This window comes from Streptomyces sp. CB02056 (genome assembly GCF_001905545.1).
GTDB lineage: Bacteria > Actinomycetota > Actinomycetes > Streptomycetales > Streptomycetaceae > Kitasatospora.
In genome coordinates, this window is sequence record NZ_LIPD01000002.1 from 1 (window position 1) to 20,526 (window position 20,526).

The window sequence follows — 20,526 nt, forward strand, 5'->3', positions numbered from 1 at the left end:
AACGACCCGCTCTTTTTGAAGAGCGTGCGGTTGACAGTTTCATAGTGTTTCGGTGGTCATAGCGTGAGGGAAACGCCCGGTTACATTCCGAACCCGGAAGCTAAGCCTTACAGCGCCGATGGTACTGCAGGGGGGACCCTGTGGGAGAGTAGGACGCCGCCGAACAATTCTTCAGAAGAACCCCCATCCGGGTCCCGGATGGGGGTTCTTCGCGTTTTCAGGGACTCTTCGCGTTTCCGGGCCGGCTGCGGGGCGGAGCGACGGTCAACGCGCGCGGTAGGCCAGAGCTCCCGGCTGGTTGACTCTCCCATCGTGGGAGAGCCGAGGGTGGGGCACATGCACGTCGACGACAGGGTGCTGTGGAGCATCGGAGAGGTCGCGGGGAAGACCGGGCTGTCGGTGAAGCTCATCCGGCACTGGTCCGATCTGGGCCTCGTGCCACCGGCCCGACGCACGGCCGCCGGGTACCGGGTCTACGACGCGGAGTCCGTGGCCCGCCTGGAGCTGGCACGGACGCTGCGGGACCTCGGGCTCGGCCTGCCGGCTATCCGCGAAGTCCTCGACCGGGAGCACACCTTGGCGGAGGTGGCCGCGGTCCACGTCGACGTGCTGGAGACGCGGATCCGCCTGCTGCGCGCGCAACAGGCGGTCCTGCGCTCCGCCGCCCGTCGCGAAACCACTGCCGAAGGACTCGCCTTCATGAACCGCACCGCCCGACTGTCCGCTGCCGAACGCCGGAAGACCATCCACGAGTTCGTGACCGGGACGCTCGCCGGCCTGGACGTACCGACCTACCGCAGCGGCCTGCTGGCCGCCACCCCGGAGCTGCCCGACGACCCCACGGACGCGCAGGTCGACGCCTGGATCGAACTGGGCGAGCTGGTGGCCGATCCCGAACTGCGGGGCGCGATGCGGCGCATGGCGCAGTACGCGGCCGAACACGCCCCCGGCGAGCACGATGACGCCACACTCCAGGAGGCACAGCGGGTCACCGACTACTGGACGGGGCGGGTGGACGAGGCCATCCGGGACGGGATCGCGCCGGACTCGCCCGCGGCGGAACCCGTTGTCGCGGCCGTCGTCGAGAAGTGGCTCCCCACCCAGGCGCGGACCGTCGACGGGGTCCGCACCGACGGCGCGCCGGCCCGGAACCTGCTGCTCGAACAACTCGGCATCGTCTCCGTCCCGTGCGTCGAGCGGTACTGGCAGCTGCTCTGCCTCATCAACGGCCAACCGGCGCGGCCGAGTCTGGAGACGGCGGGCAACTGGCTGAAGACCGCCCTGCGTGCCAATCCCGAACCCGGACGCCGCGCCGCCGATCTCGACGCGCTGTACGACTCCGGAGCCGAGGCCTGGGAGCCGGTGGGTCTGATCGCCGCCTGCGAGCGAGTCCTCCAGGCCGTGGGTGACCTCGTCAGCGCCGTCGACCCGAGCCGCCTCGACGGGCCGACACCGTGCGCCGACTGGGACGTCCGCGCCTTGCTGGACCACCTGGTCTGGGAGAACCTGATGTGGGCCGGCCTGGCGGACGGGAGGCCCCGGTCCGATGCCGCCGCGGATCACCTGGGCGGTGATCATGTCGCGGCGTTCCGGACCGCCGCCCAGCGGACGCTCACGGCCTTTCGCCGGCCCGGCATGCTCGACCGGCGGTACGGGCCGGCGCCGGGCCGACGTCTCGTCGAGCAGTTGGTCATCGAAATGCTGGTCCACGGTTGGGACTTGGCCGAAGCCATCGGACACCCGCGCGACCTGGTCCCGGACATTGCGACGGTGGCCATGCCCGTGGTGCGGGAGATCTACGCGGGCCTGCCGCGGACGGAAGGCGGCTCCTTCGCCCCGCCCCGGCCCGCGCCCCACGACGCGACCGCCCTCGACCGTCTGGCCGCCCACCTCGGTCGCGCCGTCGCCTGAGCAACGGCGGGGGTGGACAAGACCCCGCCCGCTCGTTGGAGGCCAACGAGCGGGCGGGGAAGAGCGGCAGGGCTCGTGCTTGCTGGTGGGCTCCGCGAACAGCGCTGCGGGTGCTGCGAGTTCGGTCAGTGCCAGCCGGTTCGGTGCTCGATCCACGTCCGGCCGATGGCGGCCATGGAGGCCTGGTAGCCGCGCAGGTACGGCACCCCCGGCGGGGCCGGGAGCCTGGAGTTCAGCTCCCAGTAGCCGGCCTGGGCCACCGCGAAGGAGGTGATCGCGTCCGGCGGGGCGGCGGCCCACGAGGCCACGGGTGCGAGCAGGGCTTCGGCCTGGGCCGGGGTGTGGCCGGCGCGGATCAGCTGGGTGACGAGGAAGGCCGGGTCGATCCAGGCGGCGCCCTGGTGGAGGTAGGCCCAGTCGATGGCGAGGGCGTCGTCACCGCGCATGAGCATGTTGTCGGCGCGCAGGTCCGCGTGGAGGAGGCAGACCCCGGCGGATGCGGCGTGCCAGTCGTGCTCGACGGCCGCGAGCTGCTCGATGTGCCGGGTGGACCACGGGTCGAGCTCGGCTTGCTGGTCGGCGAGAGCCCGCCAGCTGCGGGAGCCGCCCCCGAGGACGGAGACGATGGACGGGGCGTCGGGGATCGGCGACGGGCTGACCGCCCTGGGGAGTCGGTCGAGCAGCCGGACGACGGCGGGGAGGTCGGCCGACCCGGGGCTGAGGTCCGGGTGGCCGCCGCCGACGTCCTCGAAGGCCATCAGCAGCCATCCGCCGGCCTCCCAGGAGACGAGCATCCTCGGCACGGGGACCTGCCGGGTCAGGCTTCGGTTGATGGCTGCCTCGGCGGCGTACCTCCCGTGGACGGGGTGGTCGGTGGCGGCGCCCTTGAGGAAGACGGCCCGGCCGTCGGCGAGGGTGGCGCGGACCGCCAGGCCGGGGCTGAACCCGCCGGCCTGGGTCCGGGCGTCGATGACCGGTGCGCCGAGGTGGGTCTCGACGGACTCCTGTGCCGGGAGGGGGAGTTCATCCCAGGACGGCCTCACGGAGGTCGGGGAGCAGGGATCGTTCGGGGTCACGGTGACTTCCTGCGGCAGAGACAGGGGGCGGGATGGTGGTAGCGCCGTCCCGCCCCCGTCGCGTGGTTCAGATGAGGTGGTCGAACTCGCCGGCCTTGGCGCCGAGGAGGAAGGCGCGGAGCTTCGTGGTCGAGGTGGTGACGATGACGGAGGGGTCGTCCGACTCGCGGAGGTAGCAGAGGTTGTCGGCGCCGTGGGCCAGTTCCAGACAGGAATTGCCGGCATCGCCGCCACTGAACGATGACTTCTGCCAGGAGAATCCAGCCATCCGAGGCGCCTCTCATGTTTGTAGGGTGTAGAGGAGATGTTGAAGAATCCCCCACGAGTTTCGCGAGTTGGCGGAAGCCGCCACGTCGACGGCCGGCAGTGCGATCTCGCTCAGCTGTTGGAACTTCCATTCGTACGCCGCAATGCTCTCAGGGTCGCTCTGGTGCTCGGCTCGCCCGGGTACATCCAGCAGGATGGTTGCGAGGTCAAGGCATCCGGGGTCGCACAGCACGAAGGGGCCTGACTGAGGAGGCTTCCTCGTAGCTGTGAAGGGGAGGACCTGGATGGTGACGTTGGGGCGTTCAGCCATGTTCAGCAGGTGGTCCAGCTGAGCCCTCATGACTTCCACACCAGGGAAGAGCATCCGCAGAGCTGCTTCATGGATGACGAATCGAAACTGCCGCTGCTCTTCGTTCTCCAGGATCCGCTGGCGATCCATGCGGAACTGGATGGCCGTCGCCAGATCCCAATGCCCGTTGCGGTAGGCGTCCTTGTAGATGGCCTCGGCGTATTCAGGTAGTTGGAGCAGCCCGGGAACGTACAGAGTCTCGAAGTTGCGCAGAGTGACAGTTCGGTCTTCGAGTTCGGCCAGGTCGAGCGACAGGTCGGGCACCCGGCCCTTGTAGGTGCTCCACCAGCCTTTGCCGTTGCTGGCTCCGAGAGCGTGCAGCAGCGCGATGTAGGTCTCATCCGTGCACCCGTAGCCTTGGAGCAAGACCGAGAGTCGCTCCGGGTCGAGCGCCGTTCGAGCTGCCTCGATGTGGCTCAGCTGCGGGCCCGCGATGCCGATGAGGGCGCCGGCGTCCTTGACCGCCAGGCCTGCGGCCTCGCGCAACCTTCTCAGCTCAGCGCCGAACCGCCGCTGTCGCTCGCTGATTTGGGTCCTGAGTGCCAAGGGGGTTCCTTCCGTGTCGGGCCAGTCTCCACCCACACGAGTGAGCTTAGCCAAGTTGGGGGAGACATCTCGGCGATCAGGTTGCACGCGTGTGACCGACGGTCCTACTCTCAGTGTTGCACCGATCACGTGACGGAGTGTCTGCTTCGTCGATTCCCCTCTTCCTCCCTTGGGGTCTCTCATGCGTGCCTGCAACCTTCCGGACTGGTCCACCGCTCGTTCCGAGCTCTCCGACCTCCTCGTCTCGGCCGGGTGGCGACCGTCCGTCATCTCCGACGCCGAACTCGCCCTCCACGAAGTCTTCGTCAACGCCTGGCGGCACGGGGGCACCCTTGCCCCCATGGTCGTGCTGGCCCTCACCGGCCCCCGTCTGCGGGTCTCGGTCGCGGACAACAACCCGATCTTCCCCACCTTCCACCTCCCCACGGACCCGCTCGCCTCCTCCGGCCGGGGCCTCTTCCTCGTCCGTGCCCTCACCCACCGCCTCGGCGCCGAGCCCCGCAAGACGGGCAAGGTCGTCTGGTTCGAACTGGAGGCCTCCGCGTGAACCGTCGCCGCTTCCCCATGCAGCCCACCGACCCCCGCATCCGGGGCTACACCGAGGACCAGGTCCGCATCCTCCTCGCCGAACTCCAGGAGCGCGGCCGCGCGTTCGGCCTGATCTTCCCCTCCGCCACCACGGACACGACCATGGACGGCCGCGTCCTGGTCGCCTTCAACACGGCGCCCGCCTCGACGCTGATGAACCTCCTCACCCTCCTCTTCGACGCCGACCGCGAGCGCTCGTGCGGTTCCTGATCGCCGCCGCCTTCCTCTCCCTCCTCGCCCTGGCGTTCGCCACCGTCGCCCTGGGCGTCGTCACCACGCTCAAGCTTGCAAGGCCCGACCAAGAGGAGACCTGACGTGCCCGACCCCGTCCTCGACCCGGCCGCCGACCCCGACGTCCTCAACGCCCTCGCCGCCTCCCACTACGCCGTCGCCCCGCCCGTCCCCGACGACTTCGACTGGCCCAAGCTCGAGACCTTCGTCCACGACCTCGGCTTCGCCGCCGACGACTCCGACACCGCCCTCAACCTCTACCGCCTGCTCTTCGCCGTCCAGCGCGTCGCCTACCGCGAGGCCGCCGGCCGTAACTCGCCCTGGCAGGCGACCCGGTTGCACCCCCGGGTCGCCCACGGAGGACCGGGGCCGCAGTAGACGGCCGCGCCGAAGCCGGCTGGCAGCATGTCTCCATGGACGCAGTGGACTTCACCGATTTCGTCGTGCGGCGCGGCACCGAGTCGGACGCGGACGCGCTGATCCGTATCGACTCCGTCGCCCTCGAAGGCGACGAGGAGCGGGCGGCGAGCATCCGGCGGTGGTGCCGGCAGGCCCCGGGCCCGGTGCTCGTGGCCGAAGACGCGTCCGGGCTCCTCGGCTACTGCGTCACCGAGTACACGTTCTTCGAGCAGGGCTTCGTCACGATGCTGATGGTCTCGCCCGCCGCGCGCGGCAGGGGCGTCGGCCGCCGGCTGCTGGACGCCGCGGCGGCCTCCTGCGAGACCCCGAAGCTGTTCACCTCGACCAACGTCTCCAACCAGCCGATGCGACGGCTCCTGCACCGGGCCGGGTGGCAGCCGGTCGGCCTCGTCCAGGGCCTCGACGAGGGTGATCCGGAACTGTTCCACCTGTACCGGCCGCAGGCGTCCCGGCCGGGTCCTCCCTCGCGGACAGAGGCCGAGTCCGAGGCAGCGGCCCGCCTCGACAGCGCCTGGGAGTGGTGGGGCGCCGCCATCGAGGACGCCCAGGAGGGCCACTGGATCCGCACCCCCGTCGAGCGCCGGGTGATGGACGACCTCGCCGCCGCGACCGTCGGACTCGGGTACCTGGACCCGTCCGTCGAACTCCCCCTGCGCAACCGCCTCTGCCGCATCGCCACCTGGGCGGGCGCGGTGCGGCTCGCCGCCCGGGCCGGCGGGTGGGAGCTCGCCCCCGTCACCGGAGCGGCCCCGCCCCGCCCGGCGGGGATGGCCGAACTGCTCTCCGCCGTCCACGCGGTGGGGGAGCAGGGCGAGGCCTGGCTGCGGCGGCTACCCGCCGACGGGCCGCCACCGCCCCGGGCGCTCGCCGGGTGCGAGACCTTCCTGTTCGGCCCGGGCTCGGCGGAGGACCTCCGCCAGTTCTTCTACGACTGAGGGCCCGGAGCACCCCGGAGCCACCCGGCACGGCCGCACCCGTGCACCGGCGCAGTGGACCCGGGTCCGGCTCCTGGGCCGCTGGGACATCATGGGCCGAGGCGCGGCATCGGCGTTCCTCGGCGTGCGCTCGGGCCACCCAGGCTTCGGCATGATGGCCCTGGACAGCAGCGTGTACGTCGGCGCCTCGACGGGCGAGACCGGCATCGACGTGCTCGCGGTGCGCGACCCGGACCGCTCGGAGAACGTCCTGCGACACCTGGAGTGGATCGCGCGTCACGACGGTCGTTTCTCCAACCGCGAGGAACGAGAGCGTGCCGCCGCCTGGCTCGCCGCCCGTTCGGGAGGCCTTCCGCTCCCCTGATGGCGAGGTGATGGACAGCCGGGCTCCCGGGTGCGGACCATGAATTCCGGATGTGAGGCCGTGCGGGCGCGTGGACACCCCTGTGGTCATTGGAACTTCCACAGCTGGCTCGCGAGGTCGTCGGTGCAGGTGGTCATGGTGATGGGCTTGCCCCGCGCGCCGGCGGTCATGCAGTTGGTGCCGTCGCCCAGGGTGTACCCGCCCGAGGCGGCGGGCTGTACGGTCCACCGGTACGCGAAGTCGAGGCCGTTGCCGAGGGTCACCGCGTTGTTGAAGGGGGCGCCCCTGATCAGGCGGTAGCCTGCGGAGTTGCAGGCGTGGTACTCGTTCCAGTTGTCGTAGCTGACGACCCAGCCGTACTGCGTGGCGCCGCCCAGGACGACCGGGTTGCTCGCGTTCAGGTTGTCGTTGGCCAGCCCGATCGGCAGGCCGGACTGGACACTGATGATGCGCGTCCAGTTGGTTCCGCCGCACTCCGCCGGGCGGGCCGGGGACTCCGGTGGCGGGGTGCTGCCGCCGCCGGGCTGTGCGGTGGTCCCGCCGGCGGAGTTCTGCGGCGGAGGCTGCGGGGCGGGGTTGTTGGTCACCGGGGGCTGCGGGGCGGGGGTGTTGGCCGGTGTCTGGCGGGGCTGGGTGCCTCCGTTCTGTCCGGCGGTCGTGCCGCCGCTGTTGGCGCCTCCGTTGTTCGCGCCTCCGCCGTTGCCCGCGTTCGTACCCCCGTTGCCGCCGGAGGAGGCCGGCGGCACGGGCCGTTGCTGCTGCGGCGTCTGCTGGTCGGGGGTGGTCCCCGGCGGCTGGTCGCCCGCCGGGGTGGCGGCCGGGGTCTCGACGGGGGCACCGGTGTCCGGGACACCGGTGCCCCCGGGCGGCGGGGCGGTCACGGCGGTGCTCGACCGGCTTCCGGGCGCGGCGTCGGCGCTGAACGGGTTGCGGTCGACCAGCAGGGCGCCCGCCGTACCCAACGAGACGACGACCGGGATGATCACCGGTACCAGCAGGCGGCGCCGCCGTGAGCGGCGGCGGCTCTGCTCGGCTGTCTGCTGAGGGTCCGCCTGGACGACCGGGGACACCTTCACGACCAGTTCGGCTGAGGGGACCGGCTCGCTCTGCGGAGCGGGGCCCGCACCGCCCGCCCTCGGAGCGCTCTTCCACAGCCTGACCGGCCGCTGTGTGGCGTCCCCGACCGGCAGTCCGACCGCCGCCCGTGCCGCCGCCGCCATCTCGGCGGCGCTCTCGTACCGGTCCTCCGGCGCCTTGGACAGGGCCTTGGCGACCAGCGCCCGGACGGCCGGCGGGAAGGTGTCCGGCAGCTCCGGCGCCGGCTCGTTGACGTGCTTGTACGCGACCTGCATGGCGCGTCCGCCCTCGAACGGCAGCTTCCCGACCAGCAGTTCGTAACAGACGACCCCCATCGAGTAGAGGTCGGCGGCGGGTGTGACGGGGTTGTCGGGAGAAGGGTCGACCTGTTCGGGGGAGGCGTAGGAGGCGGTGCCGATGAATCCGTTCGACGTGGTGAGTTTGGAGTCGGCGACCGCCAGGGCGAGGCCGAAGTCGGCGACGAGCACGGCGCCGTCCTCGCGCACCAGCAGGTTGGACGGTTTGACGTCGCGGTGGACGATGGCGGACTGGTGGACGGCCTGGAGGGCGTCCAGTGCGGTGGCCACCATGGCCAGGGCCCGCTCGGGCGGCATCGGCCCTTCGTCCTTCTGCAGCGCGCTGAGCGGCCGGCCCTCGACCAGGTCCATCACGATGTAGGCGTAGCGCGGGCCGGTGTCGGCGCCCTTCGGGCTGTCGGTGCCCTTCGGGCCGTCGGCGCAGTCCGTACTGTCGGTGCCGTCCGTACTGTCGGTGCTCTCCGTGCCGTCGGTGCCCTCCGCACCGCTCTCCCCGTAGTCGTGGACGCCCACGACGCCCGGGTGGCCGATTCCGGTGACGGCCTTCGCCTCCCGGCGGAAACGCTCGGTGGCGGTCGGATCCTCCAGCAGGCCCGGGTTGAGCACCTTGACGGCGATGTCCTGTTCCGTGACGGCGTCCCGGGCGCGCCAGACCGTCCCCATCCCGCCACGGCCGAGCTGCTCCAGCAGCCGGTACCGGTGGTTGAGGACGGTGTCCTTGTCGATCATGCCCCTACCCCCTGGTGTGTCATGACCCCGCCCCCGGAAGGGCGTCGGTGCACAGTGTGTGCCAGGCGACGAGGTGGCCTCAATGGTCTTTTTACACACGGGGGTTGAATGTTTCGGAACTGTCGCGCGGGGCGGCTCCGGCCGGGCAGGGAGCCGGATCCCGCAAGGACACCCCGGGGTGCCTGGCTCGTGGCGGAGCAGCGCCGCGCGGCTCCGGCCGGAGGAAAACCGAAGGACAGCCCGGGCCGGTCTCCGGTACGAAGGCCTGGTGAGACTGCGAACGAAGATCCACCGGGTGCGGCTCGGCCGGGACGAGTACCGGGTGATCACCCCGGCGCGGCAGACCGCCGGGGCCCTCCTGTACGCCGGCCCGGGCAGCACGTACATGCACCTGCACCTCGACCGGCAGGGCGCCGAGGACCTGGCCACCGCCTGGGCCCTGGCGGCCCGCTCCCGGCGCTCCCTGGTGCACCTGCCGCTGCGGGCCAACGCCGGTCCGGCCGGGCTGGGCGACGTCCCGTCCGAGGACCGGCTGGATCTGCTGCTCGTCCACCACAGCCTGGGCTTCCCCGCGTCGCGCTGGAAGGAGGTCCGGGCGCGGCTCGGCGCCGGGACGCCGCACACCGTCGACCTGCCGGTGACGGACTTCCCGTCCGAGGAGGAGATCGACTACGAACGCCACCGCTTCGCCGGTTGGCGGGACCGGCTCCGCTTCTCCGGGGCCGCCCACACGCTGGTGGTCACCGGCAGTCCCACGGCCTTCCGCTGGTCGGGCTCCCAGCTCCACGAGTTCACCCGCGAGGCCCCCGGGTGGCGCTTCGGGTGGCGCCCCGACGAGCACTACTGCATCGAGCTCGACCACGAGGGCTGGGGCTCCGGGCGGGCGGCCAAGGGGGTTCCGGCGAGCCTGCACATCGTCTACGCCCACCGCTGGCAAGCCGGGTGAGCAGGAAGTCGGCCCGGCCGACTTCCTGCTCCGCCCCGCCTCACTCCTTGGGCGCGAGCGGGGCCAGCGGCAGGGCGACCCGGCTGTCCCAGGCCTGCTCCAGTGCGCGGGTGAACGTCTCCGCGGGCTGGGCGCCCGAGACGCCGAGGCGCCGGTCCAGGACGAAGAACGGCACGCCCGTCGCACCCATGGCGCTCGCCGTGGTCTCGTCCTCGCGCACCGCCTCCGCGTAGGCCTCCGGATCGGCCAGGACGGCCGCGGCCGCCTCGCCGTCCAGTCCGGCCTCGACCGCCAACTCGACCAGCCGGCCCTCCTCGAAGGCCGACCGCTCCTCGGCGAAGTTCGCCCGGTACAGCGCGTCCAGCAGCTGCCCCTGCCGGCCGTGCTCCTCGGCGAAGTGCAGCAGCCGGTGCATGTCGAAGGAGTTCGCCGCGTCGCGCCCCTCGCGCAGGTACGGCAGGCCCTCGGCGTGCGCGTTCTCGGCGATCCGGGCCTCCGCCGCCTCGGCCTGCTCCAGGCTCATCCCGTACTTGGCGGCGAGCAGCGGCACGACCGGACGGGCCTCGTGCGGCGCCCGCGGGTCCAGCTCGAAGGAGCGGTGGACGACCTCCACCTCCTCGCGGTGCGGGAACGCCGCCAGTGCCTGCTCGAACCGGGCCTTGCCGATGTAGCACCAGGGGCAGTTGATGTCGGTCCAGATCTCCACGCGCACGGCGCCGCACTCCTTTCAGCCTCGCGCGGACCTCCCGCGCCTGCTCCTGCCGGAACGCCTCCGTCCACCTGAATATTTCTCTCACTGAACTATTCGGGCCGGCCGGTCGGCGGCCCCCTGCCTCAGCGCCGGTCCCAGGCCTCGCGCTGGGCGGGCACCGTGGGGATGACGGCGACGGCCTCGGCGTAGTGGCCGTGCCTGGTCAGGATCTGGGCGATCGCCCGGTGGGCCTCGCGCTCGGTGGACGACCGGAGCAGGTCGAGGGCCTCGTCCGGCCGGCCGTCCAGATCCAGCAGCCAGGCCAGCGTGGTGTCCCACTGGCCGGGCTCCCGCTCGCTCAGGGCCCGCGCCTGCGCGATGCCCTCGGCGTAGCGCCCGGCCTTCGCGAGCAGGCGCAGCCGGGTGTGGCCCAGGACGTCGGCATGCGCCTCGACGTACGCGGCGCCGAGGCTGTCCACGAGCTCCAGCCCCGGCTCCGGGCGGCCCGCCCTGATCAGCAGGTCGATCGCCTCGTGGAGGAGGTTCCCTTCGGTGTGCTCGTACGTGGGCCGTCCGACGTCGACGACCTCGTCGAGGCGTCCCTGGCGGGCGAGGAAGGCCATGAGGCGTCGGCGACTGTGCTTGCCGTCCGCGGCAAGGGCCTCGTGGAGGACGGCTTCGGCCTCCCGGACCCGCCCCTGCTCCTCCAGCGCGTCCGCGTACCGGTTCAGGGCGAGCTCCGTGTGCTCGCCGGTGGCCAGCTCGCGCAGCTGCTCGAACCGGCCCTGATCGGCGAGGAGGTCGGCGTACCGCCAGGCGATGCGCGGGACGACCGGCAGGACCGTGCCCAGCAGCCGGATCGCCTCGTCCGCCCGGCCCATGCGCTCCAGGACCCAGCTGTACTTCAGCAGCGCGTCCGACGGTTGGTGCCGGCACTCGCGCCGACCCCCGGCCGCGGAGCACCGGCAGTCCGCCGCGCCGCCCAGGGCCCGTTCGGCGCACGGGGCGAGCAGCTCCAGGACGCGGGCGTCACGGTTCTCCCCCCTGGTCAGATCGACCAGGGACTCCAGGATCCAGGGCTCCCCGAGGTGGGGCGTGAGCACCTCGATGGCCTCGTCCACCCGCCCGGCCTCCACCAGCGCCCCGGCGAACCAGCGGCAGTCGAACGCCGACTCCAGGCCGGCCGCGTCCGGACGCACCAGCGCCAGCCCCTCCTCGATCCGGCCCAGCCGGACCATGATCGAGGCGGACTCCCGTACGGCGAACGGCCAGCCGACCGCGACGAACGGCTCCAGGACCGTCAGGGCCCGTTCGAACTCCCCCATATCGCACAGCTCACCGACCGCCACCTCGGCGCAGGGCCACTCACCGCGGTCCCGTGCGGTCTCGATCAGCAACTCCAACTGCCCCTGTCGGGCCAGGTATTCCGCCATGGCGGGCTCTATCCCGCCGTCGAACTGCCGCTGCCAGGCGAGATCGTCAAGATTCACCGGGCCAGGCTAGGCGACGGGGCGACGTCCTGCCCGGAGATAATCGACGGATGCCCGAAACCTTCGTTGACCTGGGATTCGTCACCGCGCCCTCCGGGGTGGTGGTGCTCGGCATGGCCACCTGGATCGACTACTGGCGGGAGCTGGGGGATCCGTTGCCGGTGCGGGCCGCGGCGGCGGCGAAGACGGGAGGCGGTCACCTGCGGGACGAGGAGTGCGAGGCGGTCGCCGTCCCGGCCGCCGCCGACCGGCCGCTGGCGGTGCGGGCCACCACCGAGCCCTCGGCCTTCGACGAGGAGCCGACGATCGCGACGCTGGAGATCGCCCTCGGCCTGCCCTGGCCGGAAGGTGCGGAGGGCCCGGTGCTGCTCGGGGACCTGCCGGTCGACCGGAGCGGCATGGTGGTCGGCGACGCCGTCGGACTGGACGCGTGGACGAGCCTGGACGACGAACCGGCCGACGGGCTCGCCGACCTCTCCTACTGGGGCCGGTACGAGCAGGAGGCGCACGAGCGGTTCGGCGGCGAGCGGATGCGCTCGTACGACGGTGACGGGGGCCCGTACGGGTGGCTCGACCTCCCGGTGGCGGAGGCGGTCGCGCTGGAGGCCGAGATCAGCACCTGGCGGGGCGGCCTGCCCGGCAGGGGAGTGGCCACCATGGTGGAGAAGCACGTCGACTACTTCACCTTCCGGCGGGCCGGCCTGCACCACCCGCTGCACGTGGGCGCGATCGAGGTCGGCGGCTGCCAGGTGCTCGGCATCGACTGGTGCCAGGGCGACCACGCGGTCCGGCACCACGGCGGGCGGGACTGGGGCCAGGCCTTCCCGGTCACCCTCGAAGCCGACGGGGCGGGCGGGACGGTCCTGCGCTGGACCATCCCGCCCTACGGCGAGGACGAGGACGAGGACGAGGGAGACGCCTGAGGGGGGAGGCCCGCCGTGTCCGGCTACGGGGCCGGGACCCAGCCCGGGACGGTGGGCAGCACCGTCTCGGCGAGCCGGGTCAGGGTCGCCTCGTCGGGCGTCAGGCCGTCGTCGCGGAAGACGACGACCTCGAAGGCCCGTCCGCCGGGCGCCGCCGGGTCCTGGGCGACGACGATGTTCCGCGTGGCGGGGCCGAGCTTCCCGCCGGGGATGACCGATGTCGCGTTGGACCAGTAGGTCGCGGCGGGGTGGCCGAGGACGGTGGCCGGCCAGGTGTAGACCCGCCGCATGTCGCGCGTGTCCTCGAGCGAGGTGCTGCTGTCCAGCAGGCTCACGACGGTGTGGGTGAGCCGCACCTCCGCCATGACGTCCGTGCCGAAGGTGATCGGCGCCGGCTGTGCGACGGTGACGCGGTCCTCGGGCGTGCCCAGCAGGGCCGGGAGGTCGGGGCGGTTGAGCGCCGCGCAGAGCGCCGGGTAGCCCGGCTTGTCGGTGGGGCGGGGCGCGGCGCACTCGGCCGGCTTTCCGGGGCCGCCCGGCTCGTGCCCCGGCTTCGGGAGGTGGAGGAACCCCAGCCCCCACAGGCCGCCCAGGAGGGCGACGGCCAGGGCCGCCGCGGCCGCCGTCCGGAGGCCCGGTCGGCCGCCGCGCTTCCGGGCGCCGGCGCCGGTGCCGGTGCCGGTGCCGTCGGTGGTGCCGGTCGTCGCGTCGCCGTCGGTCGTTCCGGCGATGTCGGCGATGTCGGCTGTGGTTGCGGCGTCGGTGGTGTCGGCCGCGTCGGACGCCATTCCTGGATCCCCCCGTTCGAGTGGCCCGCCCCGGGCACCCGAGGGCCCCATGAGCCGGGCCGATGGTAGCGCCGGCCGTGGTGCCGGGCGGATCAGGCCCGGGCCGACCGGTTCTCCGCCGTCGGGTCCCAGAGCCCGGCGGCCTCGCCGCGCTCCAGGTGGTCGGCGTAGACGGCGGTCTTCCAGGCGATCAGCGAGCGGCACTCCTCCAGCTCCCGGATCCGCTCGTCGACCCGCTGCCGGTGGGCGTCGAGCAGCCGCAGCCGTTCGGCCTCGTTGCCCGGGCCCTGCCGGACCAGTTCGGCGAAGCGGCGCAGGTCGGCGAGCGGCATGCCGGACTCGCGGAGCCTGACGCAGATCTCCAGCCACTGCACGTCCAGCACGGCGTACCGCCGCCGCCCGCCCGCCGTGCGCCGCACCGGGCCGACCAGCAGCCCCTCGCGCTCGTAGAAGCGCAGGGCGTGCACGCTGAGCCCGGTGCGTTCGGCCACCTCGCCGATGCTGAGTTCCGTCATGGCGTCAGAGCATAGGAAGAACGCGGGAGCCGGGCTTGATCTAGACCGCGCTCCACTTCCTACGGTCATCGCCATGACCACCACTCAGCTCCAGTACCAGCAGCAGCCGATCGGCTCGCCCTTCTCCGCCGCCACCACCGCCGAGGAGGTCCTGGCGGGCCTCGACCTCTCCGGCCGCACCGCCGTCGTCACCGGCGGCTACTCCGGCCTCGGCCTGGAGACCACCCGGGCACTGGCCGCCGCCGGGGCCGAGGTGATCGTCCCGGCCCGCCGCCCGGACACCGCCCGCGCCGCGCTCGCCGGAACCGGGAGCCGGATCGTCCCGATGGACCTCGCCGACCCCGCGAGCGTCCGGGCCGCCGCCGGGCTGGTCCGCGAGGCCATGGACCGCCTCGACCTGCTGTTCGCCGTGGCCGGGGTCATGGCCACCCCCGAGCGGCGCGTCGGGCCGGGCTGGGAGGGGCAGTTCGCCGCCAACCACCTCGGGCACTTCCTGCTCGCCTGCGAGCTGTACCCGCTGCTGGCCGCCGCACCGGACGGTGCCCGCGTCGTCGTCAACAGCTCGGCCGGGCACTTCCTGACGGACATCCGGCGGCACGACCCGCACTTCCGCACCGGCTACGACAAGTGGCTGGCGTACGGCCAGTCCAAGACCGCCAACGCCCTGTTCGCCGTGCACCTCGACGCGCTCGGACGGGGCGACGGCGTCCGGGCGTTCGCGCTCCACCCCGGGAAGATCATCACCGGGCTCCAGCGGGAGATGACCCGGCAGGAGCAGGTCGAGCGCGGCTGGGTGGACGAGCGGGGCACCGTGATCGGCGCGGACTTCAAGTCCCCTTCCCAGGGCGCCGCCACCGGCCTGTGGGCGGCCACCTCGCCGCTGCTCGACGGCCTGGGCGGGCTCTACCTGGAGGACTGCGAGGTCGCGTGCCCCGCCGGTCCGGGCACCCCGATGGACGACGGCGGCGTCCGCCCGTACGCCGTCGACCCGGACGGGGCGGCCCGCCTCTGGGAGCTCTCGCTGGCCGCGACCGGCGCCACCCCGGTGCCCCGCTGAGCCGCCGGGCCGGTGCCGCGCTGAGCCGCCGGGCCGGTGCCGCGCTGAGCCGCCACCCCGGTGCCGCGCTGAGCCGCCGGGCCGGGCGCCGCTAGAGGGACATCCAGCAGTACAGCTGCTCACCGGCGGCCCGCGCCCGTCGGGCGAGGGCGATCAACTCCTCGACCAGCGGCAGCAGATCGGAGGGGTCGGCGCCGCCCCACTCCTCCGCCTCGGCCCACCGCGCGACGACCTCCGGCACCCGCTCGTCGGGCACCCCGGCGAGCGCGTCCCGGGCGGCGGGGCCCAGCCGGGTGACCCACGGGCCCGTCGCCCACGGGTCGTCCTCGTCCTCGGGGCCGGACGGACCGGGCGCCGGCGTCGTCGGCCAGACCGCCGTCTCCGTCACCAGGTCGACCCGCCACGGCTCCCCGAGGGCGGCCGCGACCAGCTGGCCGAGCAGGACGGTCGGGTCGACGCCCTTGGCCTCCACTCCGTCGAAGGCCCCGTCGAAGGCCCCGCCGGAGGAGCCATCGCCGTCGAACGGCGGCAGCACGCCGTCCCCGAGTTCCAGCGCTCGGACGACCGTTGCCGCATCGCCCGCGCGGAAGTAGTCGGTCAGTACACCCATCGCGGCCGCTCCTTCGTTCGACGTAGGGCGCCAGTGAAGCAGCCGGCACCGACAGGGAGTGGGACGTCGGCCCGGCCGAGGTCCCACTCCCCGCGCTCCACCGGTCCCGTCAGCAGGAGAGGTTGCCGCCGCCCACGTCGGTGCCCAGGACGCCGACGAACTGCTTGAAGAGGTTGATCCGGCTGTTGCGCTGGTCCGGGTTCTTGCCGTCGCACTCCAGCGCGCCGTTGATGGTGCGGATGGTCTCGCCGAAGCCCTTGTTGTTGACGATGGCGTCGTGCGCCGTCATCCGGCCGGCGCCGTTCTGGGTGTTCCAGAACCAGAGCGCGGTCTTCCAGGACGTCGCCGGGTTCTTCTCGACCTGGTACGGGTCGTGCAGCAGGTCGATGCCCAGGGCGTCGCCGGCCGCCTTGTAGTTGAAGTTCCAGCTCAGCTGGAGCGGCCCGCGCCCGTAGTACGCGGACTGCCCGGCCGGACAGCCGTACGGCTGCGAAGTGTCGCAGTAGTGCGGGTAGTTGGCGGTGTTCTGCTCGACGATGTACTTCAGCCCGCCGGTCTCGTGGCTGACGTTGGCCAGGATGGCCGCCGCCTCGCGCTTGCGGGTCGCGGTGTCGCCGGTGGTGGTGAACTTCGGGTAGGCGCCCAGGGCGTCGGTCAGGCCCTTGTACGTGTAGAAGGCGTTCCGGTTCGGGAACATCTTGTTGAACTGGGCCTCGCTCACCACGAAGGAGCCGGCGGCGGAGGCCGGGGCGGTCTGGCCGGCGACGGCGAGGGTGCTGAGCACGGCGGCGGAGGCCGCCAGCGACAGGGTGCGGGAAAGCTTCATCGGTTTCCTCGTTCCTCGGGTTTCCTTGGCGGGGGCGGCACTTCGCTCGCGAGGACTCGCGACGGCTCGGGACGGTTCGCGGGGACGCGCAGATTCGCGCAAAAGGTCGCAAAGATCCGCGAAGAGTCGCGAAGGGTCTCGACAGCTCGCGAAGGTTCGCGAAGGGCCTCCGCCATCCTGGCGGGCGGAAAGCGTCAAATATGTCCAACGGAGGTCTAAACCACTCGTACGGGTCGTATCCGATCCGGTCGTTGGACGTCGGCCGCCCTCGGGGTGATCACCGGGCTGTCGGTCGTACCGGATAGCCTCCTTCCGAGTGGGACGGCACAACCGGGGGAGCAGGGGCGCATGAGCGGTCACACCGACGACGAGGGCGCCGAGCGCCTGGCCGCCGAGGGGGAGGTCGCGGTCGCCCGGCTGGCGATCGACTCCGGGGACCTGACGCACGCCGCCGAGCACCTCGGCGACGCGATCCTCGCCGCCCCCCAACTGCCCGAACTGCACGAGGCGCTGGCCGAGTTGTGCGCCGCGGCGGGCGGCCCGGCGGCGGCCCGCGAGCTGTTCCCGCTGGACGGCCGGGTGTACCTCGGCACGGCGGTCTGCCGGGCCCACGTGGAGGCCGCGGCGGGGGACTGGAACGCCGCCGTCGGACTGCTCGCCTCCGCCATCCAGGCCGAGCCGGCCCGCCCCTGGGCGCACGCCGCCTGGCTCGCCCGCGAGGACCTGCCCGGCCTGGTCGACCCGGACGCCGTCGCCCAGGCGGTGGCCCGCGCGACCGGCGCGCTGCCCGACCCGCTCCCGGCCGAACCGGCCGAAGCCGTACGGCCGTTCCACGACTTCGTGCAGGCCGTGCTGGACCGCCACGGCGACCACGTCCTGCTGCTGGCGATGGCCTCCGGCCTGACCCGCCGGCTCGGCGACACCGCCCGCGCCGTCGAACTCGCCGACCGGGCGCACCGGTCGGCCCCCGGCTACCTGCCCGCCGTGATGCTCGGCAACGCCCTGCGCTCGGCCGGCCGCCCGGAGCAGGCGCTCGCCGTCTGGGAGGCCGAACTGGAGCGGGTCGCCCCGGACCTCGACGACTCCAACAGCTACCTCGCCGTCGACGTCGCCGAGTTGTACGGCGCGCTCGGCCGCCCCGCCGAGGGCCTGCCCTGGCTGGAGCGGGTGCTCGCCGCCGTGCCCGACCACCCCAAGGCCGGCCCGGCCCGGTACGGGCTGCGCCACGCGCTCGACGGCGACCCGGCGCACCTGCTCGCCCTGGCCGACCACCACCGCGCCCACCCCGAGCACGGGTACGCCCAGGAGCTGCTGGAGCGGCTGAGCCACCGGGAGCCCTGGCTCGGCCTGGTCTCCGGCGCCACCGAGGCCACCGTCAACGTGCTGCACCAGGTGCTCGCCGCCGCCGACACCAGCCGCGACACCGAGATCGAGTGCACGGCCTCCACCGTGGAGCCGCCCAGCTCGGTGCTGGCCGTCCGGCTCGCGCTGCCGCGCTCCACCGTCCGCTACCAGGCCGTCGGCGAGCCCGACCCCCGGCTGCCGCTGACCGAGCCCACCACCCGGATCTGGGCCTGGGACGGCACCGACCCGCGCCCGGCCGTCGACCCGCCCGCGCCGCAGAGCGCCGAACTCGTCCGGGCCACCGCCGAGATCTTCTGGCCGACCGTCCCCGCCGCCTACGACCACGCCGTCCGGCTGGCCGGACTGCCGCTGGACGACCTGCTCGGCGTCCTGGTCCACCCGCCGGTGCCGCGCGAGGACGACCTCGGCCGCGCCCTGCTCGCCCACCAGCCCGAACTCTGGGTGCGGGCCGTCCAGGTCTTCGCCTGCCTCGGCATCGCCCACCACCGGGCCGACCAGCCCTGGGAGGGCTCCGAGCGCCGCCGGGTGCTGCGCGACCTGCTGCTCGGGCCGGAGGACTGGGTGGTCGAGGCGGCCGGCTTCGCGCTGGTCGCGATCGGCTGGACGCAGCCGCGGACCAGGGCCGACATCGCCGAGCTGCTCCGGCAGCGGCTGCACCACGGTGCCCGGGCCCGCCGCACCCGGGCGGTGACGATCCTGCGCTCGCTGTCCGCGCTGGTGCTCGCCGCGCCCTGGACGTCCGCCGAGGACCGCGCGCTCGCCCGCCACCTGACGGCCCGGGAGGACGCCGCCGACGCGGGGGCGGAGCCGGAGCCGCAGGGGTCGGAGCCGCAGGCCGCGGAGCCGCAGGCCCCGGCAGCGGCGGCCGCAGAGGAGGAGCCCCGGCGCGGCCGGCTGCGCCGCCTCTTCGGCCGGGGCTGATCGGCCGGGGCTGAGGCTCAGAGGGCCTAACCCACCCCGGGCAGCGGCTCCTGGTCGACGTCGTACCGGGCGACCCGCTCCGCCGGGTCCCGGCACTCCGGGCCCAGCCGCAGCATCCGCGACTCCGGGTCGTGCAGCGGCCGGTGGCAGCGGCGGCAGGTCACCCGCGGGCGGAGGGTCTGCGCGGTGTCCGTCCCGGGGAGCGTCTCGGGCTCGGCCGGTCCGGAAGGGCCGGGACGGCCGGGAGGGGTGGTCGGGCTGGTCATGGTGAGACGGTAGCCGTCCGCGCCGTCAGGGCCCCCGGCCGGTGCGTGAAACGATGGCCCCATGGCCACCGACCGCAGCAGCGCAGGAGACCCGGCCCGCACCCTGGCCCTGCTCTGGGGGCTCACCGCCGAGGAGAAGCCCGGCCGGCGCGGGCCCCGGCAGGCGCGCTCGACCGGCGAGATCGCCGCCGTCGCGATCGCCCTCGCCGACGCCGAGGGCGTGGACGCCGTCACCATGCGCCGGGTCGCGCAGGAGCTGGGACTCTCCCCGATGGCGCTCTACACCTACGTGCCGGGCAAGGCCGAGCTGCTCGACCTGATGCTGGACACCGTCTACGCCACGATGCCCCGCAGCACCCCGGCCGGGGAGGGCTGGCGCGCCCGGGTCACCGCCGTCGCGGACGACAACCGGGCGCTGCACCGCGCCCACCCGTGGGTCGCCGCCGTCTCCACCAGCCGCCCGCCGCTCGGGCCCGGCCTGATGGCCAAGTACGAGTACGAGCTGCGCGCCTTCGAGGGCACCGGGCTGCCCGACGTCGACCTGGACGCCGCGCTGACCCACCTGCTCGGCTTCGTCCAGACCTGTGCCCGGATGGCCGCCGACGAGCGCGCCGCCCGGCAGGACAGCGCGATGACCGACGAGCAGTGGTGGGCCGCCAACGCCGACCTGCTCGCCCGGGTCTTCGACGCCGAGCGCTACCCGGTCGCCGCCCGGGTCGGGGCCGCGGCCGGCGAGGCGCACGGCGGCGCGTACAGCCCGGACCACGCCTACGCCTTCGGCCTGGCCCGGGTCCTGGACGGGCTCGCCGCCCTCGTCGCGGAGCGGTAGCCGAGGCCGGCAGCCCGCCCGATCGCCGAGGGGAGGCGGCCTCACCGCAGGGCGGCGGCCCGTCCGTCGTACCCCTGGCGCGCCGCCTCGACCTCCGGCACCCGCCGCTCCGACCAGTGCGCCAGCGCCGCGACCAGCTCCGCCGCCTCGCGCCCCAGCGGGGTGAGGCTGTAGTCGACCCGCGGCGGGATCACCGGGTGCGCCTCGCGCAGCACGAAGCCGTCCCGCTCCAGCGTCTGGAGGGTCTGGGCGAGCATCTTCTCGCTGACCCCGGTGACCTTGCGGCGCAGCTCGCTGAACCGGTAGCCGCGCTCGTTCAGCGCGCCCAGGACCAGCACGCCCCAGCGGCTGGTGACGTGCTCCAGCACGCCCCGGGACGGACACATCCGGTCGAAGACGTCGGCGGGTGGCAGCCCGCCGGCCTTCATCTCGCTTACCTTCATGTCAGTACCCTACTTTGAAGTGCGTACTTTCGAAAGGTTAGTGCCA

General features: G+C 73.3%; 23 protein-coding genes and 1 rRNA gene. 12 read left to right on the top strand and 12 right to left on the bottom strand.

Translation table 11 applies throughout. The annotated features are described in order from the left end of the window. Positions 1 to 48: 48 nt before the first annotated feature. Positions 49 to 165: ribosomal RNA gene (gene rrf / locus AMK13_RS04115) — 5S ribosomal RNA — on the top strand. Positions 166 to 336: 171 nt separating this feature from the next. Beyond that, positions 337 to 1,911: a TIGR03086 family metal-binding protein gene (locus AMK13_RS04120; protein WP_074001233.1), complete on the top strand. Its 1,575-nt coding sequence runs from the start codon at positions 337 to 339 to the stop codon at positions 1,909 to 1,911. A gap of 125 nt (positions 1,912 to 2,036) precedes the next feature. Here AMK13_RS04120 and AMK13_RS04125 read toward each other — a convergent pair whose 3' ends face one another. The 3 genes from AMK13_RS04125 to AMK13_RS04135 form a co-directional block, all read right to left on the bottom strand. Beyond that, complete coding sequence (locus AMK13_RS04125) at positions 2,037 to 2,987, bottom strand: phosphotransferase family protein (RefSeq protein ID WP_158077668.1); 951 nt, start codon at positions 2,985 to 2,987, stop codon at positions 2,037 to 2,039. Between the two features lie 67 nt (positions 2,988 to 3,054). Then, positions 3,055 to 3,255, bottom strand: a complete 201-nt coding sequence (locus AMK13_RS43350; protein ID WP_074001234.1) for a DUF397 domain-containing protein — start codon at positions 3,253 to 3,255, stop codon at positions 3,055 to 3,057. A gap of 12 nt (positions 3,256 to 3,267) precedes the next feature. Then, the gene (locus AMK13_RS04135) at positions 3,268 to 4,149 is read right to left on the bottom strand and encodes a helix-turn-helix domain-containing protein (protein ID WP_074001235.1); all 882 of its coding nucleotides are present in this window, start codon (positions 4,147 to 4,149) and stop codon (positions 3,268 to 3,270) included. Positions 4,150 to 4,330: 181 nt separating this feature from the next. On the opposite strand from AMK13_RS04135, the gene AMK13_RS04140 reads away from it, so the two are divergent. The 5 genes from AMK13_RS04140 to AMK13_RS43980 all read left to right on the top strand — a co-directional run bounded on the left by AMK13_RS04140 (position 4,331) and on the right by AMK13_RS43980 (position 6,687). Then, complete coding sequence (locus AMK13_RS04140; protein ID WP_074001236.1) at positions 4,331 to 4,696, top strand: ATP-binding protein; 366 nt, start codon at positions 4,331 to 4,333, stop codon at positions 4,694 to 4,696. Then, entirely contained in the window at positions 4,693 to 4,947 is a 255-nt protein-coding gene (locus tag AMK13_RS04145; RefSeq protein WP_049653135.1) for a hypothetical protein, read from the top strand. Before AMK13_RS04140 ends, AMK13_RS04145 begins: the two co-directional genes overlap by 4 nt. Before the next feature lie 105 nt (positions 4,948 to 5,052). Next, positions 5,053 to 5,346, top strand: a complete 294-nt coding sequence (locus tag AMK13_RS04150) for a hypothetical protein (RefSeq protein ID WP_074001238.1) — start codon at positions 5,053 to 5,055, stop codon at positions 5,344 to 5,346. A gap of 35 nt (positions 5,347 to 5,381) precedes the next feature. Further along, on the top strand, positions 5,382 to 6,323 hold the full coding sequence (locus AMK13_RS45720) for a GNAT family N-acetyltransferase (RefSeq protein WP_274538665.1): 942 nt from the start codon (positions 5,382 to 5,384) through the stop codon (positions 6,321 to 6,323). A gap of 151 nt (positions 6,324 to 6,474) precedes the next feature. Next, positions 6,475 to 6,687, top strand: a complete 213-nt coding sequence (locus AMK13_RS43980) for a hypothetical protein (protein ID WP_198959313.1) — start codon at positions 6,475 to 6,477, stop codon at positions 6,685 to 6,687. An 86-nt stretch (positions 6,688 to 6,773) separates the two neighbouring features. On the opposite strand, the gene AMK13_RS04170 is transcribed toward AMK13_RS43980, so the two are convergent. Next, the gene (locus AMK13_RS04170; protein WP_074001240.1) at positions 6,774 to 8,810 is read right to left on the bottom strand and encodes a serine/threonine protein kinase; all 2,037 of its coding nucleotides are present in this window, start codon (positions 8,808 to 8,810) and stop codon (positions 6,774 to 6,776) included. 268 nt (positions 8,811 to 9,078) lie between these two features. On the opposite strand from AMK13_RS04170, the gene AMK13_RS04175 reads away from it, so the two are divergent. Beyond that, entirely contained in the window at positions 9,079 to 9,756 is a 678-nt protein-coding gene (locus AMK13_RS04175) for a hypothetical protein (protein WP_074001241.1), read from the top strand. 40 nt (positions 9,757 to 9,796) lie between these two features. Here the strand turns inward: AMK13_RS04175 and AMK13_RS04180 are convergent, their stop codons facing one another. Together AMK13_RS04180 and AMK13_RS04185 are read right to left on the bottom strand one after the other, a co-directional pair. Continuing rightward, the gene (locus tag AMK13_RS04180) at positions 9,797 to 10,468 is read right to left on the bottom strand and encodes a DsbA family oxidoreductase (protein WP_074001242.1); all 672 of its coding nucleotides are present in this window, start codon (positions 10,466 to 10,468) and stop codon (positions 9,797 to 9,799) included. A 122-nt stretch (positions 10,469 to 10,590) separates the two neighbouring features. After that, complete coding sequence (locus AMK13_RS04185) at positions 10,591 to 11,937, bottom strand: tetratricopeptide repeat protein (RefSeq protein WP_143204479.1); 1,347 nt, start codon at positions 11,935 to 11,937, stop codon at positions 10,591 to 10,593. Between the two features lie 50 nt (positions 11,938 to 11,987). On the opposite strand from AMK13_RS04185, the gene AMK13_RS40810 reads away from it, so the two are divergent. Then, positions 11,988 to 12,860 (top strand): hypothetical protein, encoded by an 873-nt coding sequence (locus AMK13_RS40810; RefSeq protein ID WP_079271835.1) that lies wholly within the window; start codon positions 11,988 to 11,990, stop codon positions 12,858 to 12,860. A gap of 23 nt (positions 12,861 to 12,883) precedes the next feature. Here the strand turns inward: AMK13_RS40810 and AMK13_RS04195 are convergent, their stop codons facing one another. Together AMK13_RS04195 and AMK13_RS04200 are read right to left on the bottom strand one after the other, a co-directional pair. Further along, a complete protein-coding gene (locus AMK13_RS04195; protein WP_074001244.1) occupies positions 12,884 to 13,648 on the bottom strand; it encodes a DUF6215 domain-containing protein in 765 nt (254 codons plus the stop codon). A 92-nt stretch (positions 13,649 to 13,740) separates the two neighbouring features. Beyond that, positions 13,741 to 14,163 carry a MerR family transcriptional regulator gene (locus AMK13_RS04200; RefSeq protein WP_074001245.1) on the bottom strand — a complete coding sequence of 141 codons (423 nt, stop codon included), beginning with the start codon at positions 14,161 to 14,163 and terminating at the stop codon, positions 13,741 to 13,743. A gap of 73 nt (positions 14,164 to 14,236) precedes the next feature. Here AMK13_RS04200 and AMK13_RS04205 point away from each other — a divergent pair, with 73 nt between their 5' ends. Beyond that, positions 14,237 to 15,220, top strand: coding sequence for an oxidoreductase (locus AMK13_RS04205; RefSeq protein WP_074001246.1), 984 nt, complete (start codon positions 14,237 to 14,239; stop codon positions 15,218 to 15,220). A 91-nt stretch (positions 15,221 to 15,311) separates the two neighbouring features. On the opposite strand, the gene AMK13_RS04210 is transcribed toward AMK13_RS04205, so the two are convergent. Together AMK13_RS04210 and AMK13_RS04215 are read right to left on the bottom strand one after the other, a co-directional pair. Further along, entirely contained in the window at positions 15,312 to 15,830 is a 519-nt protein-coding gene (locus tag AMK13_RS04210; protein ID WP_074001247.1) for a hypothetical protein, read from the bottom strand. A gap of 109 nt (positions 15,831 to 15,939) precedes the next feature. Further along, on the bottom strand, positions 15,940 to 16,656 hold the full coding sequence (locus tag AMK13_RS04215) for a chitinase (RefSeq protein ID WP_074001248.1): 717 nt from the start codon (positions 16,654 to 16,656) through the stop codon (positions 15,940 to 15,942). 348 nt (positions 16,657 to 17,004) lie between these two features. Here AMK13_RS04215 and AMK13_RS04220 point away from each other — a divergent pair, with 348 nt between their 5' ends. Beyond that, complete coding sequence (locus AMK13_RS04220; protein ID WP_074001249.1) at positions 17,005 to 18,942, top strand: hypothetical protein; 1,938 nt, start codon at positions 17,005 to 17,007, stop codon at positions 18,940 to 18,942. 26 nt (positions 18,943 to 18,968) lie between these two features. Here AMK13_RS04220 and AMK13_RS04225 read toward each other — a convergent pair whose 3' ends face one another. After that, on the bottom strand, positions 18,969 to 19,208 hold the full coding sequence (locus tag AMK13_RS04225; RefSeq protein ID WP_049659733.1) for a DUF6011 domain-containing protein: 240 nt from the start codon (positions 19,206 to 19,208) through the stop codon (positions 18,969 to 18,971). Positions 19,209 to 19,269: 61 nt separating this feature from the next. Here AMK13_RS04225 and AMK13_RS04230 point away from each other — a divergent pair, with 61 nt between their 5' ends. After that, on the top strand, positions 19,270 to 20,037 hold the full coding sequence (locus AMK13_RS04230; RefSeq protein ID WP_074001250.1) for a TetR/AcrR family transcriptional regulator C-terminal domain-containing protein: 768 nt from the start codon (positions 19,270 to 19,272) through the stop codon (positions 20,035 to 20,037). Positions 20,038 to 20,078: 41 nt separating this feature from the next. On the opposite strand, the gene AMK13_RS04235 is transcribed toward AMK13_RS04230, so the two are convergent. Beyond that, positions 20,079 to 20,480: a winged helix-turn-helix transcriptional regulator gene (locus tag AMK13_RS04235; protein WP_074001251.1), complete on the bottom strand. Its 402-nt coding sequence runs from the start codon at positions 20,478 to 20,480 to the stop codon at positions 20,079 to 20,081. Positions 20,481 to 20,526: the final 46 nt, after the last annotated feature.